Origin of the sequence: Ornithinibacillus halotolerans (genome assembly GCF_014637405.1) — a bacterium.
In the GTDB taxonomy this organism is placed as follows: domain Bacteria; phylum Bacillota; class Bacilli; order Bacillales; family Amphibacillaceae; genus Ornithinibacillus; species Ornithinibacillus halotolerans.
Genome location: NZ_BMEY01000031.1, coordinates 18373 through 34897 on the forward strand (window position 1 = coordinate 18373; position 16525 = coordinate 34897).

Sequence of the window (16525 nt, forward strand, 5' to 3'; positions counted from 1 at the left end):
GATAGGGGGGACAGTCCCTCTGTGAAGTGATTCACAGAGGGACTGTTCCCCCTCCTTTTATGCTATATTAATAGTAAAATAGTCTTATAGAAAAGAAGGGGTGATTGTTTGGCTAGTACTTATATCCCGCAGTACTTATTTTCGGGGCTTATTCGACGAGTCCATACGTTAGAAGGGAAAGAGATGCCACCTTTCTATCAATTTAACCGAGATGATATTGTAATGGAAGCGAAAGGATTAGACCAACTTTTAACACAGTTTCCTCAAGATGAGGGAACGGTTGTTGTTTGGTTTGTTATGGAAGAATCGATTCCGAAGAAGCATACATATTCTCTCCTATCTGAACTGGATTCCCTCCTGTCCGATGTGATAGATAGTGAGAAATGGGAGTTAATCATTCAATTAATTCCAGGACAAACCCCATACAAAGGAACGGAAATGTTAATGGAAGCGGAGCGACTTGTTCATCAACTGGCGGTGAAATATCCATTTGATATATTTGCACAAATTGTTGGTTTCGGTCACCCTATCCCATTTCAGACTTTGTTTTTAGAAGGGGTCAGGCAGTTTGAAAACCGCTATGCGTCTGTTTATTGGGAAAATAATCAAGTCGAGATTTTACATACAACGATTAAACAAACTATGGATAGCTGGATGGCGGAGTTTCGTAACTTCATTATTGATCATGATTATCAAGCCGCATTAGAAATTATTACAGATATTGAACAAACTAAAGTTGTACAAGGAATAAAGTGTTTATTACAGATGATGGTGGACCGGTTTAACTTTTCCTTTGACCTCGCATTGGCACATGTAAAGGAAGCAAAGTCCCACTTACCTAATCATGATGTCATGAATACAACAGAAGCAATATTAATGAGGCTATTATCTCAGAATCAAGCAGAACAGGACTTAGCGAGAATACAAGAATTGTTTCGTCAAATTGATGTGTTTATCGAAATTGATGATATGCCATCGTTTCTTGTCCGTTTTTACCGGGTGCGAGAAGCTATCCTCTATTATTTATTCCAACATGGCCGAACGAGTAACGACTCATCTGGCCATAAGAATATTACGAAAGGTCATTTTTTAGAAAAGCTTGCTAAACTTGATGAGCAATATTTGTCTGGGGAAGTAGATGGAAATTACGGGGCATATTTTTATATTAAAAGTGCCAATGTGACAAATACGTTAGAAGCAAGGAACAAAAGCTTTCTTGGGCATAGCCGAAAACAAGTAAACACGTCTGGAGTTTGGAAGTCTTATAATGGCATGAAATCTAGTCCGTACCAAGCGAAACTTCGCTTTACCATTGATTCCAAAATTATGATGCGTGATTTAGGAATAGAGGAAGATGAGAACATTCCCCAAATAAATAAGTATTTACTACAAGTAAGTTCACAAATGGAAAAGCAGGTGGTTCCAAATGGCTGAGGTCATCCTTCACCAATGGCAGAATAATGATCAAGTTCAGGAAAGGTTTCCGTATTTAGAAGATATGGTAGAAACCATCCTTCAACAACAAAAAAATACTGAGGAAGTTCAGTTGTTCCTGTTCCAACTGGAGGATAGGCACGAAATAGATAAAGAGAAAATCGAGTACTATTTTCGTGTTACTTATGAGATTAACTTTACCGTACAAGTTGTAACAATATCTGCAACCATGTCCTATGAACAGACTTCTGATTTTCTCCTGGAGTTATTGAAGAGAGAAATCACTAAGCATGATCGAATTTATCTTCATTTAGGACAGGGAAATGGAAGTTTTCAGCATGTGCTTTCACATTTATGTCTTCAGCATTATCACGCACAATCTGTGTTATTAATGGGGAATGGTTTCACCGTAGAATATTTTATTCGCATTCCAGTAACCGAGCGAATGTCGGATTATCAGTTTTATCACCATGTTCAGGAGTTCTTACATTCTGGTAATTATCAATCAGCGAAACGAATGTTGAAGACCCGTTATAATCATAAACGAATTAATCATTTATTAGATTTTGGTACGAATTTGTTTTCACTAGAAACGACACTGGCATCTAATCCGAAGCTAGATATGTTCGATTATTTAGGGGAAACGTTACGGACATTAGATAATGATCCAGAAGAAATTGCTTATGTAAAATCAATGAAGGGCATTCGTCACTATGATCAAACAGCATTTATCAAATACCTTTACAATTATGCGTCGTTTCTATATGAAAATGAAGATTTAGTTGATTTTATCGTCCTTTATTACCGACTTGTCGAGGAAACATTATTATATGCGATTGGTTGGGACTATGATGACCGAAGTATGAATCATACGAACTTCAAAAAAAGAGAACATGCAACATATGTATTAGACTTTCCGAATTGGTGGTTCAGTCGCCATTTTTATAAATATAACCAAGCGTTAAGAGAAGAGATTGCCCGTATTGAAAAGAAACATCGTGGACGGGTATATAGAAGTGGGCATACATTCATTGGGATGGAACATTTATCGGAGCGGGATCGTTATTTTGTGAATGTCTACTTGCAGTTTAATGACCGGGAACTGATTCATTTATTAGATCTCCGTCATGAAGGTGTCAGTGGACATGGATTTGCAGATTTTTCTATCGAAAAGTTTACCACGATATGTGGTGGGGTTTCTCCTCTTGCGAAAGTAGAACCAATCTTGGAGGAATTGGGTTTGCGTCCCGAGCATTCCTTATTTAAGTTAATTGGTAAGGTTGTCTTAGGGGAGTTAGGAAAAATGGAAACGGATGTATTAATGAAGCAATAAGGTGAAGGTTACCGAAAAAAGAAGGAATTATTACATTACAGTAGGCAATCTGATGATAAACGATAGGAATGATGACAACGTTGGACAATACCCAAAAGTATGAGAATGCTAGAAAAATAGAGAAGGCGATAAAGTTTTATATCGTCGTTTTTATCTGCTATATGTATCTTTATTTATTTACTGAATGGCTATGGCATGAATTGAATGAGATAAAGGTACTGTTTTTACCTATTCATGTACCAATTTACGGTCTTTTAGCCTTTTTCTTAGTCAAGCAATATTTACTGGATAATCGAAGTATTTTTCAATTTTTGTTCCATGACGAGTCTGATGATGACGAATGGATTTTTCGATTTACGAAGAACCTAGGGATTATCATCTTATATTTTATGTTTCAATTGTTTTTTTCTCTGTATTTCTTTCCCGATTTTTTAGAGTTATCGATATTAGATGTTCCTTTATATATTCCTTTTTATCTTACGAACGCCATATTGATTACTAGAGTATATCGAATGCTTTATGAGGATGAGTATCGTTTGAAGCGGAAGGGGTAAAGAAAAGGGTTGTTCTTTGGACTGAGAACAACCCTTTTTCTATTACATTACCTATTCATAACCATATCTACTAATCTTCCTCTGCTGGTTCAAAGTCTTCTAGGGAATCTTCTTCCATATAAGTTGGAACTGCTAATCCGATTTTAGCCCCTTCAAAGTTTGCTCCTAAATCTTCAAATCGGCCTTCGTATTCTTCATACAAAGCACCATGTGTAGTTGGTATCCAAGGAGAAAGAGATGCATCGGCCTCACCATTTGCAATGGAAACAAATAGTACAGCTGGATCTACTGGTGTTAATTTCGCATCATAGCCATGTTGTTCCAATACAATTCGTGCGACATTCCCAGTGAAAAACACTTCATCCCATTGTGTGGAGATGAGATCGATGGAAGTACCATCTACTGGATCAATGCCTTCGATCCATGTATTCACCGTATCTTGATTTTCTTCCACCCAAATTTGTGCTACTTCTTCTATTTCTAACCCTTCCTCATTCGCTTTTAGTAATGCAGCTTCGATTTCGGGTACTTCAAAGTGGATCCGATCCAGAATTTCGTAAGCATCTGGCATATCCTCTTTTAAATCTAATCGTGTAATTGTTGTTGCATGCTGTTCTTGACCAAAGATTCCTTTAGGATCTTCTAAATATTTCAAATCCCATTTCGCAAACATATAGTGAGGTGACCATGCTGTAATCATGATAGGCTCCTCTTTTTGATAAGCCTCATCTAATGCAGATAGCATGGCACCGGTAGAAGACGTTGTTTGTTCCCAATCGGCAAGATTTTCATATTCTTCAATAACTTGGTTGTTCAGTTCCGTTTGACCTGCACCTGGTTCTAGACCCGTAATCTCGAAATTCATCTGTTCACTGACGGTTTGATTTTCATCTGAACTACAACCTGCTACAACAAGGGATAATGATAAACCTGTGATTACCCCTAACTTTTTCCAATTAAACAAAAATAGTCACTCCTCTAAATTCTTTTCATGTTTTCAAGCATCTAAGATGGTAAAAAATATGCTTTCTTATTAATGGTATGTCTTTTATAATAGATGCCGCAAATTGCATTTCTTCTGTTTATTGTTCATAAAAATGAAATAAAGAGAGTGTACGATACACGAGAAACAAAAAACGTTAATTAACTAAATAATGCTTTGATAATCACTCTAATTCTTGAGATAAGGGGAAAATATAGGTAGAAATTTCGATCTAAAATTAACAGTTAGAAAAGTTTGGGTTTTGTAATAAATAGTATGCAAGAAGGTCATACTCATGCTATATTGATAAAAAAGAGACGTACGTAATAAAATGAAAAATCACGTAGAATGCCATGTATTGAATAAGGGAATAGACTTTTAAAGGAGCGTTGTGATGAAAAAGGTAGCTTACTTCATTATTATTGTGGGGATTATCTTTATTGGGATTGGTTGTTATGAACTTATTACCTCCAATGTGAATCATAATCGGGCACTTGCCGATGCGAAGTCTCTACTAGAAAAGCCAGCATATGATGGGGAGGAAAAAGGAACCAATGGGAAAGAGGATACACCTGTATTTCCGAAAAATTTTAACCCTGCACAAGGAGAGACGGTTGGCGTATTACATATACCTAAACTGGAAGCGGACCTTGCTATCATCGAAGGAACCGATCCTAATGAATTAGCAAAAGGAGTGGGGCATTATAAAGGAACTACCTACCCACTTCAGAAAGATCAAATTGTGTTGTCTGGTCATAGGGAAACAGTGTTTCGGAGAATGGGAGAATTAGAACTGGGGGATAAGTTAGTTATCCAACTTCCTTATGGGAAGTTTACGTATGAAATCGTCCATACGAAGATTGTTCCTGCAGACGACCGGACAATCATTGTTCCAACCGCACCAGAAGAAGTGCTTACGTTAACAACTTGTTATCCTTTTCATTATCTTGGCGATGCTCCTGATCGGTATATCATTACTGCTCATCCTGTTTGGACGGAGCAGGGAGAGTAATGAAAGCTTGGTGCTTCCTTAGTAGGAGTAGCACCAAGCTTTTTTAATGAAAAAGTCTACTCTATCGAACTAACAGTGTATTTCTACTCTTCCTCCATCACCTTATTCGTACTCTTTCGGTGGTCGTATCGTTCGGAAATTTGTATTTTATAGGCTAGGTTTTTTTGATAATCTTTGGAGAAAACACAAGAATAGAGCACATCTAATAAGAAACCAATGGAGTTATTGGAACTAAAGCTGCCAATTTTGGAATACAGTTTTTCCCTTGTTGTAATACGGAATACGCAATCTGCTTGTTTACTTAATGTATTGTCCCCAATGCTCGTTAAGGCAATAATCGGTGTTTTTCTTCGTTGCAATAATGGCAGAATATTATGGGAGACAAGACTTTCCCCACTATAAGAAATAATAATAGCTACCGTACGGACATCTGAACTTGCTGCTTCAAATTCTGAATCGACATTACAAATACTAACTCGCTTCCCAATCCGGTTCATATGTGCTTTGAAATCATGACAAAGAATTAGGTTATTATTAATACCAAAAATCTTAATTTCCTCTGCATGATTTAATAGCGTGGTCGCTTTTTGCAAATCCTCATATTTTAAAAGGGATAATGTGTCTTTAATCGTATTTTGGTGTAAGGTGGCCATTTTATTGGCGATATTCAGTAGATGATCATGTTCATGAAATGGATAATTGGCATCCACATCTGTGAAATGACTATTGACATATTCCATCTCTTGAAGAAAATCGTCCTTCAGTTCAATCCATCCATTGTAGCCAAGCTTTTTTGCAATTCGAATTAACGTAGAAGGATGTGTATACGTTTCTTCTGCGATTTGTTTCGTTGTTTTGTCTCGAATTAATTCGAGTTTATCGAACATATACGTAATAATGGTTCTTTCCGAAGGGGAAAAGATATCTTCTTTCATTTTTTCCGTTAATAACATTTCGCATCACCTATGTTTACTATACCAATTTGTAAATGATATTTACAAAAATAATCATTTTTTGTAAACGAATCTGTAAATTGAAAATGATAATCCCGGTAATTGGTTGTTTCTCTTTTATATCGATTTATAATAAAGATGTAGTTGTGAAAGCCTTAACAAAATAATATGTTGATATAAACTGAAGGAGGAATAATGAATGACTAAAGGTGTTAAAATTGTAACCATTGGTGGCGGAAGTAGTTATACCCCTGAACTTATGGAAGGATTTATTAAACGATATGATGAACTTCCAATTCGTGAAATTTGGCTTGTTGATATAGAAGATGGAAAAGAAAAACTAGAAACGGTAGGAACGATGGCGCAAAGAATGTGGGATGCTTCTCCTTATGATGTGAAAGTTCATCTTACATTAGATCGCCGTGAAGCATTAAAAGATGCTGACTTTGTTACAACGCAATTCCGTGTTGGCTTATTAGATGCACGTATTAAAGACGAACGTATTCCACTTTCTTATGGAATGGTAGGACAAGAAACAAACGGTGCAGGTGGTATCTTCAAAGCATTCCGTACCATTCCTGTTATTTTAGACATTGTAGAAGATATGAAAGAATTATGTCCAAATGCATGGTTAATTAACTTTACGAACCCTGCCGGTATGGTGACTGATGCAGTTGTCCGTTATGGAAAATGGGATAAAGTGCTTGGATTATGTAATGTTCCAGTTGGAGCGATGATGGCTGAACCGGAATTAATTGGCAAAACTTTAGATGAACTTGTTTATTCCTTTGCAGGTATTAACCATTTCCATTGGCATCGTGTGAGAGATTTACAAGGGAATGATGTAACTGGTGAAATCATTGAAAAAATGTACAGCAATGATTCGGGAATCCCAGCGAATATTCATGATATACCTTTCTTCCTTGACCAGGTAAAACAAATGAATATGATTCCTTGTGGCTATCACCGTTATTACTACCGTACAGAAGAAATGTTGAATCATATGCTTGAGGAATACAATGATCCAGCGGTAGGAACTCGTGCTCAACAAGTAAAACAAACTGAAGCGGAATTATTCGAACTGTATAAAGATCCTAACTTAGATCATAAGCCAGAACAGTTATCGAAACGTGGCGGTGCCCATTATTCTGATGCAGCTTGTGAAACAATCGCATCGATCTATGCAAACAAAAATACGCATATTGTCGTATCTACTAAAAACAATGGTGCTGTGCCAGACCTTCCAGCTGATACGGTTGTGGAAGTATCTGCTTATATTGGTGCTGCAGGTGCGAGACCAATCGCATTTGGTGAACTTCCAGCAGCAGAAAAAGGTTGGTTACAAGTAATGAAAAATATGGAACAAGTAGTAGAAGAAGCTGCAGTAACAGGTAATTATGCACTAGCGTTACAAGCATTTACTATTAATCCATTAATTCCAAGTGGAGAGACAGCAAAACGAGTTCTCGATGAGCTATTAATCGCCCATAAGAAATATCTTCCACAGTTTGCAGATAAGATCGCAGAATTAGAAGCAGCTGGCGTAACTGTGAAAGACGATATTGCTAGAGAATTAGCTTAATAGAGATTTTAGAGTGACAGGTGTTCTGGAAAGAGCACCTGTTTTTGTATATTGACAGCTGTTAATTCGTTATTTTGGGAGAGAGAACGGGACGAAATGAGGAATGGCGGGGGTTTAATACTTCATTTTGAATAAAGTAATGGCCAGAAATGAAGAATGGTGCGATTTAATCCATCATTTTGATTGAAGTAATGGTCTGAAATGAAGAATGGCGCAGTTCCATCCATCATTTTGACTGAGAGAATGACTTGAGATGAAGAATGGCGGGGTTCCATCCATCATTTTGAAAGAAGTAATGACTTGAAATGAAGAATGGCGGGGGTTTAATACTTCATTTTGAAAGAAGTAATGGCTTGAAATGAAGAATGGCCCGGTCTTATCCATCATTTTGACAGAGAGAATGACTTGAAATGAAAAATGGCGGGGTTCCATCCATCATTTTGAAAGATATAATGGCTTGAAATAAAGAATGGGTCGGTTCCATCTATCATTTTGAATGAAAAAATGACCCGAAATGAGGAATGGCCCGGTCTTATCCATCATTTTGACTGAGAGAATGACCTGAAATGAAGAATGGCGCGTTTTAATCCATCATTTTGCATGAAGTAATGACCCGAAATGAAGAATGACGCGGTTCCATCCATCATTTTGCATGAGAAAATGACCTAAAATGAAGAATGGTCCGGTTCTAAAAAGCATTTTGAATGACTGTTTCCATATCAACGGAAGAGATTGCTTTCTTGGAAGATGTATATGTACCACATCCAGTAAGTGGATTTGGTTTGAAATAATTGAAAGGCCGTTTCCTCATTGAGAAGAAACGGCCTTTTTAATGGAACAAGGACTTATGTCCAGTCCCTTTATTGTTGGTTAACTTTTAATGGTTCTAATACTAGTGTGTTTATAGCATGTGCTACCCCACTTTCATTATTAGATTTCGTCGTGAAATCTGCGATGTCTTTTACTTTCGGGATGGCATTGCCCATTGCAACACCACATCCTGCATATTGAATCATCGGTAAATCATTACCATTATCCCCGATACACATCACTTCTTCTTGCTTAATTCCAAGAGTTTCTGCCAATTGTTTGACAGCATTTCCTTTGTTCGCTTGTGGGTGAACAAATTCAAGGAAATATGGTGAACTTTGTACAATTGTATACTGATCATAGAGTTCTTTTGGAAGGGATTGGATCGTTTTTGTTAATTGTTCTGGATGATCAATATACATTACCTTTGGAAACGAAGTAGTAGCGTCTACTTCATCTACTTGGCGGTAATGTAACGGTATTTTATTTAAAAACGATTCTAAAACCGTGTAATCACTAATATCAGCGTTCGGTGTGTAAAGTCCTTTTGCATCAAAGAAATGCATTGGTGTATCTAATTCTTTACTAACCGTGTAGAGATTCACTAAATCATCATGTGTTAATGATAATTCAGAAACAACTTCATTTGTATCTGTTGCTTGTACGAAAGCCCCATTATAGGCAATGGCATAATCTCCAGCTTCATTTAAGTTCAGTTCTTCAATATATTTCTTCATCCCGCCAATAGGTCGACCAGAACAAAGTACAATTTTAACACCGAGTCGTTTGGCTTCTGTGAGTGTTTCTTTTACATCATTTGGTACTTCATGATGATCATTTAAAAGTGTGCCATCCATATCAATCGCTATTAATTTATACATAGAATACCCCTATCTCTCGTTGATAGTTTTATTATAACAGAATTCTAGAATAGTGGATGCAATCAATTCAGATTGCTGGTGAAATTGTCGAATTCCGTCAATTACTGTTGATTTCTTATGAAATGATATAAAATGGTAGTATCGACTAGTTTCTTTTGCCTAGATTGTAAGGAGAATTATCTCTATAAAATAGATGCGGAGGGATTAAATGCTTTCCAATCGAATGATTCATATTTTGAAAGTATTAATAGCTACAAAAGTACCTATTACGAGTGATGATCTTGCTAATCGAATTCAAGTTACATCAAGGACCATCCGGAATGATATAAAGGAACTTAATGAAATTTTATTAATAAGTGGTGGGGTTATTAAGTCAACGAGAGGAATTGGTTATGAACTAGAAATAAAGGATCAAAAGAAGTTTAAACTATTTTTACAAGAAATGACGAATGATTCTCATGCTACTAATCAAACACCGAATACACCTGAAGAGCGGGTTCATCATATTGTTAGAAAGCTATTATTAGAAAATGGCTATATCAAATTAGATGATCTTGCGGATGATTTATATATTAGTAAATCTACCTTACAACATGACTTAATTGAAGTACGACGAATTTTAAATACATTTAAGCTTGAACTCGAGAGCAAACCATATCATGGTGTAAAAGTAATTGGTAATGAAATGAATTTGCGCTTTTGCTTATCCGAATACCTTTTTAATCGGAAAGAATTAATGATGTATAAGGAATATCAGATGGACTTCATTTTACCAGAAGAAGATATGAAGCGTATTCAATCGATTCTTATTGAAGAGATCAAACATACAGATATTGAGATGTCAGATGTTGCTTTGCATAATTTAAGCATCCATTTTGCGATTGCGTGTAAACGAATTCACGATGGCAATTATGTATTGCTTGCGCCTGATGAATTTGAAGGAATTTGTCACACAACGGAATACGAAGTTGCTAAACAAATCGTATCGAAAATTGAATCAGCTTTTCATGTTTCATTTCCAGAGACAGAGATTGCGTATATTGCCATTCATCTTTTAGGTACGAAAAAAATAGCTAGCAGGAATTTAAATAGACAAGAGTTCGAGTCATTTGTTGAGCGTGATTTACGGGATACGATACAAGAAATTATTCAAAAGATTGATGACCGTTTTCACCTCCAATTAAAAAACGATAATGAGCTGTATATTTCCTTAAGCCTCCATTTAAAGCCGGCCATTAACCGACTACAATTCGGGATGAATATGAGAAATCCGATGCTAGAAGAGATTAAAGCGAAATATCCACTAGCGTTCGAAGCGGGAATTCTGGCTGGGAAAGTGTTAGAGGAAAGACTAGCGGTTCATATTGATGAAGATGAAATTGGTTATATTGCGTTACACATTAGTGTGGCTATGGAACGACAGAAGATGAATCAAGATGTGAAACGCTGTATGATCGTTTGTGCGACGGGTACAGGAAGTGCCATGTTATTAAAATACAAATTACAAGCGAAGTATTTTCATCAACTAATCGTTGTAGACACGATCGAATATTATCGGTTAAATGAGACGCCGTTGAAGAATATCGATTTTATCATTACAACTATTCCGATAGAGGAAGAGGTACCCGTTCCTGTTGTTTATGTAAGAACGATATTAGGTTCAGACGACTTTATGAAAATTGAACAATATTTACATGACCGAAATGAAAATAAGATTACCTATTTAAAAGAGGACCTTATTTTTCTACAAGAGGACTTAGGAACGCAAGAGAAGGTAATCAAATTTTTAGTACATGAACTTGAAGATGCTGGATATGTAACTAGTGATTTCGGAGCATCGGTTATTGAAAGGGAGAAGTTGTCACCAACAAGCTTTGGTAATCTGGTAGCGATGCCCCATCCGATGGAATCCTTTACCGAAGAAACATTTTGGACAATCTGTACATTGAAAAGACCGATTGAATGGAGTGGGAATCGAGTCCAATTCGTTTGTCTCTTAAGTATTGGTAAACATGATACGAACTTACAAGGGATGTATGAATATTTAATTAGCATTATCGAAAATGAACAGATTGTAAAACAGTTAATTTCCTGTAAGGATAAAAAGGAATTTATTGAGACATTAAATAGAAGTTACGATAGATAATGTTGTATGCGTGTACAAAGGGTGCTCGTTAGCATAGTTGCTGGCGGGGCCCTTTTTTATGTTTTACCAAATCCAATCCTCTTATTTTCCATATCATATACCCTTTTCCGTTACGCAAAGGAAAAAGTATGGATTCAAGTGTATGCGTTTTCAGTTTATGATAAAGACATAGCAAGAGAGAGAAAAAATGAAATGATAATCTAATTCTTTACTTCAGGAGGGAACAAGATGGGTATAGAAGAAATTAGTTTTAATATTATCTTAAATGGCGGTAATGCTCGTAGTTTAGCAATGGAAGCCATTGAACTAGCGAAAGCAGATGATTATGAAGCTGCTGAGAAAAAATTAGAAGAAGCAAATGAAGAGTTAGGAAAAGCACACCGCGCACAAACAGACCTAATCCAAGGGGAAGCACGTGGGGAAAAGACAGAAATTCGTTTATTACTTATTCATGCGCAAGATCATTTAATGAATGCGATGACCGTTTTAGACCTTGGTCGTGAAATTGTAGCGCTTCACCAGAAAATTAACTAATTGATTTAAACTTAAAAATGAAAGTGGTTACAAAAAAGTTTCATACGAAGGAGTGGAACGCAATTGTTACATGAAAATTTAAAAGCCTTTCCAGAAAACTTCCTATGGGGTGCAGCATCAGCAGCCTACCAAGTAGAAGGGGCATGGGATGTAGATGGAAAAGGAGTATCGAACTGGGATAAATTTGTACGAATTCCTGGTAAAACATTCAAAGGAACAAATGGTGATGTAGCGGTTGATCATTATCATCGCTATAAAGAAGATATTGCGCTAATGGCAGAAATGGGAATGAAGACATACCGTTTCTCAGTAGCTTGGGCACGAATCTTCCCTAATGGAAGTGGAGAAGTAAACGAAAAAGGGCTTGCATTTTATAATGACTTAATTGATGAGTTATTAGAGCATAACATTGAGCCGATTTTAACAATCTACCATTGGGATTTACCACAAGCACTTCAAGATAAGTATGGTGGTTGGGAATCAAGAGAAATCGTAGAGGATTTCCGAAATTACTGTATTACTTTATATAAAGCATACGGCGATCGCGTGAAATATTGGGTTTCTTTAAATGAACAAAATATCTTCACAAGACTTGGCTACCAAACAGCCATGCACCCACCTGGTGTGAAAGATGATAAGTTGTTTTATCAAGTGAATCACCATGCGAGCTTAGCGAACGCTGTAGCGATTAAAGAGTTCCGTACGTATGTACCAGACGGAAAAATTGGTCCGAGCTTTGCTTACTCACCAGCTTATGCTGCTACATCAAAACCAGAAGATATTCTTGCAGCAGAAAATGCAGAAGAATTATCGAATCACTGGTGGATGGATGTCTATGCATGGGGAGAATATCCAAAAGCATCTTGGGAGTATCTGGAACGTAAAGGATTAGCTCCACAAGTTGAGAAAGGCGATTTTGCTTTATTAAAAGAAGGAAAGCCTGACTTTATGGGTGTGAATTATTACCAAACAACAACGTTTGAGAAAAACCCACTTGATGGTGTGACAATGGAAGGAACTTTTAATACGACAGGGAAAAAGGGAACAATGGAAGATACCGGTATTCCTGGACTATTTAAAACCATTACGAACGAGAACTTAGAGCGCACGAACTGGGATTGGAATATCGATCCACAAGGACTACGTATTGGCCTTCGTCGCATTACGAATCGTTATGGATTACCTATTCTAATTAGTGAAAACGGTTTAGGTGAATATGACAAAGTAGAAGAAGACGGTACGATTCAAGATGGTTATCGTATCGAGTATATTCGCACCCACTTAAAAGCAGTACAAGAAGCAATTACGGATGGTGTGGAAATGATTGGTTATTGTGTATGGTCATTCACGGATCTTTTAAGCTGGTTAAATGGATTCCAAAAGCGTTACGGATTTGTTTACGTAAACCAACATGAAGAAGGCGAACATGATCTTCGTCGCATCAAGAAGAAGAGCTTTTATTGGTATAAAGAAGTTATTGAAAGTAATGGAGAAAATCTATAAAACGATAAAGGTTTTCTAAACTAACAAATAAAATTTTTGGAGGTATGTAACATGAGAAAGGCGTTAATTATTTGTGCAGGTGGTATGTCATCTTCATTAATGGCTAAGAAGACAATGGAATACTTGAAAGGAAAAGGGCATGATATTCTAATCGATGCTACTGGTTCCAATGATGGTGCGAAAAAGATTGAATCAAGTGATTTTGAATTATTCTTAGTTAGCCCACAAACAAAAATGTACTATAAAAAATTAAAAGAAACTGGTGACCGTGCAGGTAAGCCTGTTATTAACATCCCACCACAAGCGTATGTTCCAATTCCAATGGGTGTGGAAAAATTAGCTAACGTTATCTTAGAAGGACTTCCGAAAGAATAATAGATGAAAGTAAATATAAAACGCTTCTTCGCTACTAGATTGCCAGTAGCGAAGAGCTAAATTAGTAAAAGAGGGATACTATGAAAACGGATGGAATGGCACTCTATGAACAAAACAGAAAAAAATTAAGTGTAAAAACGATGTACTTTAATCGCTATTTACTAGTACGTTATGTTTCTGCCTTATTCTTTTTTACAAATTTATACTGGTTAATTTCATTGGTCATGAGCGATTCATCACTATTCATTATCCCGTTAGCTGTTTTAATCGTATTTGTGATTGCTGCTTACGAACAAGTGAAATTATACAGTAGTCATACGAACGATGCGAAACTGACAAAATTTAGTATTATGTTTCAACTAATAACAAATATAGCTTTACTATTACCGACTTATTTTTCTTCAACGTTTACAAAGTTGTATCCGTTCTTAATTGATCAAGTACCGTCTAAATTATTTGTTACATTCTTTTTAGTAATAGGGATTTTATTCAGTTTGATTCTCGTTAAACGCCTAAACAAGATTAAGCGAAATGAGGACAAGCACTATCAACGAATTAAAGAATACGAAGCGATCATTAATAAAAAATAGACACAGAAAAGGGGAAATATGATGGAAAACGAAAACAAAATGTTTGCGTTTTTAGAAAAATATCTACTAGGTCCCATGGGAAAAGTTGCTTCCTTCCGTATTGTACGTGCGGTAATGGCAGCGGGTATGGCTTCCATTCCATTTGTAATCGTAGGATCTATGTTCCTAGTATTTAACGTTTTACCTTTAACATTTACATTTTTAGAAGGTTTCTACAATAGTACGTTCTTTAAAGTAAGTGACTTATATATGTTAGCGAATAAGTCTACGATGGGTATATTAGCATTATACTTTGGCCTTGTAATTGGTTATGAGTATACGAAGATTTACGCTGAAGAAGAAGACTTAAATCTAAACCCATTGAATGGTGCTTTACTTTCCTTATTTGCTTTCTTTATGACTGTTCCACAAATTGTTTTAGAAGATGGAAAAATGTCTTTAGTTCATTCACTTGAAGAAGGTAATATCATTGTTCATGGTTGGGAAATGGTTGCCGATGGTGTTAGTCGCCTAGGAGCAATCGGAATATTTACAGCTATTATCATGTCTGTTATTTCTGTTCAATTGTATCGACTATGTGTGAAGAAAAATTGGGTTATTAAAATGCCAGAAGCAGTTCCTGAAGGGGTATCTCGTTCATTCACTGCATTAATTCCAGCATTTTTAGTTGCATTTGTCGTATTAATTCTTAACGGTATTTTAATTGCATTAGGTACAGATATCTTTAAACTTGTAGCCATTCCATTCGGATTCGTTGTTAACTTAACGCATAGTTGGGCAGGTACGATGGTCATTTACTTCCTAATTAGTGCACTTTGGATTGTAGGGATCCATGGAGCAACGATTATTATGGGATTCTTAACACCAATCTTCCTAGCAAATATGCAATCGAATATTGATGGTTCAAACATTCCATTCGCTGGTGAATTCAGTAATGCATTCGTAACAGCTGGTGGTTCTGGTGCTACATTAGGTTTAGTATTATTTATCGCATTCGCTGCTAAATCAAAACAATTAAAAGTACTAGGTAAAGCATCACTTGCTCCTGGACTATTTAATATTAATGAACCAATTATCTTTGGGTTACCAATTGTTTATAACCCGTTCTTAGCAATTCCATTCTTCCTTGCGCCAATGGCTGCAGCGACAGTAGGTTACTTCGCTATTAAGTTAGAAATTATTCCAGCAGTTATTGCGATGATGCCTTGGCCAACTCCATTAGGTGCTGGTGCATTTATTAGTACAGGTGGATCATTTATGGCAATTATCGTAGCAATTATCTGTGCTCTAGTAGCGTTTATCGTATGGCTTCCATTCATTAAGATGTACGATAGTAAACTAGTGAAACAAGAGCAAGGGGAAGAATCTTTAATTTAATTGATATGAAGAGATGAAAAATAACTTGTAATATATCATTCTAGTTTATTAGAAATAGTTTTAATTGTGGATGGGGTATAACTGATTTTAACAAAAGTAAAACTGAACATTAAAGTGAGCGCATCTAACCCGCCCCGGAAATATACTTCGCTTTCCGCAGGCGGCTGGTGAGCCTCCTCGTGCTAGCGCACTGTGGGGTCTCACCGATGCCTTTCCTCCTGCTGGAGTCTCCGTATATTTCCGGGGCTAATGTGGTGATCGTTCATAATTTACTACCCTTAATTAGGTTATATTCCATCCCTCATCAAACCGTAGCACTATATGTGGTACGGTTTTATTATGTCATTTGAAAACCCCTGGCTATGCCGGGGGTTCCGGAGAGCTTATAGCGTGGTATTAAAATTAAAAAAGGCCTCTCTTCGTGATAAGATATAGTTGGTTTCCCGACCACTACATCAA

14 protein-coding genes are annotated in these 16525 nt (G+C 36.5%); 11 read left to right on the forward strand and 3 right to left on the reverse strand.

The features are described 5' to 3' along the window. Nucleotides 1-108: 108 nt before the first annotated feature. The 3 genes from IEV35_RS19170 (at nt 109) to IEV35_RS19180 (ending at nt 3321) form a co-directional block, all read left to right on the forward strand. Nucleotides 109-1434, forward strand: coding sequence for a hypothetical protein (locus IEV35_RS19170; RefSeq protein WP_188386272.1), 1326 nt, complete (start codon nt 109-111; stop codon nt 1432-1434). After that, entirely contained in the window at nt 1427-2767 is a 1341-nt protein-coding gene (locus IEV35_RS19175) for a hypothetical protein (protein WP_188386273.1), read from the forward strand. Before IEV35_RS19170 ends, IEV35_RS19175 begins: the two co-directional genes overlap by 8 nt. Nucleotides 2768-2847: 80 nt before the next feature. Continuing rightward, on the forward strand, nt 2848-3321 hold the full coding sequence (locus IEV35_RS19180; RefSeq protein ID WP_188386274.1) for a hypothetical protein: 474 nt from the start codon (nt 2848-2850) through the stop codon (nt 3319-3321). A gap of 70 nt (nt 3322-3391) precedes the next feature. Here IEV35_RS19180 and IEV35_RS19185 read toward each other — a convergent pair whose 3' ends face one another. Next, on the reverse strand, nt 3392-4285 hold the full coding sequence (locus IEV35_RS19185; protein ID WP_229740822.1) for a glycine betaine ABC transporter substrate-binding protein: 894 nt from the start codon (nt 4283-4285) through the stop codon (nt 3392-3394). Nucleotides 4286-4697: 412 nt separating this feature from the next. Here IEV35_RS19185 and srtD point away from each other — a divergent pair, with 412 nt between their 5' ends. Further along, nucleotides 4698-5315: a class D sortase, LPxTATN-specific gene (gene srtD / locus IEV35_RS19190; RefSeq protein WP_188386275.1), complete on the forward strand. Its 618-nt coding sequence runs from the start codon at nt 4698-4700 to the stop codon at nt 5313-5315. A gap of 83 nt (nt 5316-5398) precedes the next feature. On the opposite strand, the gene IEV35_RS19195 is transcribed toward srtD, so the two are convergent. Continuing rightward, a complete protein-coding gene (locus tag IEV35_RS19195; RefSeq protein ID WP_188386276.1) occupies nt 5399-6268 on the reverse strand; it encodes a MurR/RpiR family transcriptional regulator in 870 nt (289 codons plus the stop codon). Nucleotides 6269-6467: 199 nt separating this feature from the next. Between IEV35_RS19195 and IEV35_RS19200 the strand changes: the two genes are divergently transcribed. After that, on the forward strand, nt 6468-7850 hold the full coding sequence (locus tag IEV35_RS19200; RefSeq protein ID WP_188386277.1) for a 6-phospho-beta-glucosidase: 1383 nt from the start codon (nt 6468-6470) through the stop codon (nt 7848-7850). A gap of 860 nt (nt 7851-8710) precedes the next feature. On the opposite strand, the gene yidA is transcribed toward IEV35_RS19200, so the two are convergent. Further along, nucleotides 8711-9541 (reverse strand): sugar-phosphatase, encoded by an 831-nt coding sequence (yidA, locus tag IEV35_RS19205; protein ID WP_188386278.1) that lies wholly within the window; start codon nt 9539-9541, stop codon nt 8711-8713. 208 nt (nt 9542-9749) lie between these two features. Between yidA and IEV35_RS19210 the strand changes: the two genes are divergently transcribed. From IEV35_RS19210 to celB, 6 genes are all read left to right on the forward strand, one after another. Further along, nucleotides 9750-11687, forward strand: coding sequence for a BglG family transcription antiterminator (locus IEV35_RS19210; RefSeq protein WP_188386279.1), 1938 nt, complete (start codon nt 9750-9752; stop codon nt 11685-11687). A 228-nt stretch (nt 11688-11915) separates the two neighbouring features. Beyond that, nucleotides 11916-12221: a PTS lactose/cellobiose transporter subunit IIA gene (locus tag IEV35_RS19215; protein ID WP_188386280.1), complete on the forward strand. Its 306-nt coding sequence runs from the start codon at nt 11916-11918 to the stop codon at nt 12219-12221. A 63-nt stretch (nt 12222-12284) separates the two neighbouring features. Next, on the forward strand, nt 12285-13724 hold the full coding sequence (locus tag IEV35_RS19220) for a glycoside hydrolase family 1 protein (RefSeq protein WP_188386281.1): 1440 nt from the start codon (nt 12285-12287) through the stop codon (nt 13722-13724). 51 nt (nt 13725-13775) lie between these two features. Beyond that, nucleotides 13776-14099 carry a PTS cellobiose transporter subunit IIB gene (locus IEV35_RS19225; protein WP_188386282.1) on the forward strand — a complete coding sequence of 108 codons (324 nt, stop codon included), beginning with the start codon at nt 13776-13778 and terminating at the stop codon, nt 14097-14099. Nucleotides 14100-14179: 80 nt separating this feature from the next. Next, complete coding sequence (locus IEV35_RS19230) at nt 14180-14689, forward strand: hypothetical protein (protein ID WP_188386283.1); 510 nt, start codon at nt 14180-14182, stop codon at nt 14687-14689. A 21-nt stretch (nt 14690-14710) separates the two neighbouring features. Next, nucleotides 14711-16066, forward strand: coding sequence for a PTS cellobiose transporter subunit IIC (celB, locus tag IEV35_RS19235; protein ID WP_229740823.1), 1356 nt, complete (start codon nt 14711-14713; stop codon nt 16064-16066). Nucleotides 16067-16525 lie beyond the last annotated feature (459 nt).

Coding starts and splice junctions, on each gene's coding strand:
- yidA (WP_188386278.1), bottom strand. CDS start 9,541: ATGTATAAATTAATAGCGATTGATATGGATGGCACACTTTTAAATGAT.
- IEV35_RS19195 (WP_188386276.1), bottom strand. CDS start 6,268: ATGTTATTAACGGAAAAAATGAAAGAAGATATCTTTTCCCCTTCGGAA.
- IEV35_RS19210 (WP_188386279.1), top strand. CDS start 9,750: ATGCTTTCCAATCGAATGATTCATATTTTGAAAGTATTAATAGCTACA.
- IEV35_RS19215 (WP_188386280.1), top strand. CDS start 11,916: ATGGGTATAGAAGAAATTAGTTTTAATATTATCTTAAATGGCGGTAAT.
- celB (WP_229740823.1), top strand. CDS start 14,711: ATGGAAAACGAAAACAAAATGTTTGCGTTTTTAGAAAAATATCTACTA.
- IEV35_RS19230 (WP_188386283.1), top strand. CDS start 14,180: ATGAAAACGGATGGAATGGCACTCTATGAACAAAACAGAAAAAAATTA.
- IEV35_RS19225 (WP_188386282.1), top strand. CDS start 13,776: ATGAGAAAGGCGTTAATTATTTGTGCAGGTGGTATGTCATCTTCATTA.
- IEV35_RS19200 (WP_188386277.1), top strand. CDS start 6,468: ATGACTAAAGGTGTTAAAATTGTAACCATTGGTGGCGGAAGTAGTTAT.
- srtD (WP_188386275.1), top strand. CDS start 4,698: ATGAAAAAGGTAGCTTACTTCATTATTATTGTGGGGATTATCTTTATT.
- IEV35_RS19175 (WP_188386273.1), top strand. CDS start 1,427: ATGGCTGAGGTCATCCTTCACCAATGGCAGAATAATGATCAAGTTCAG.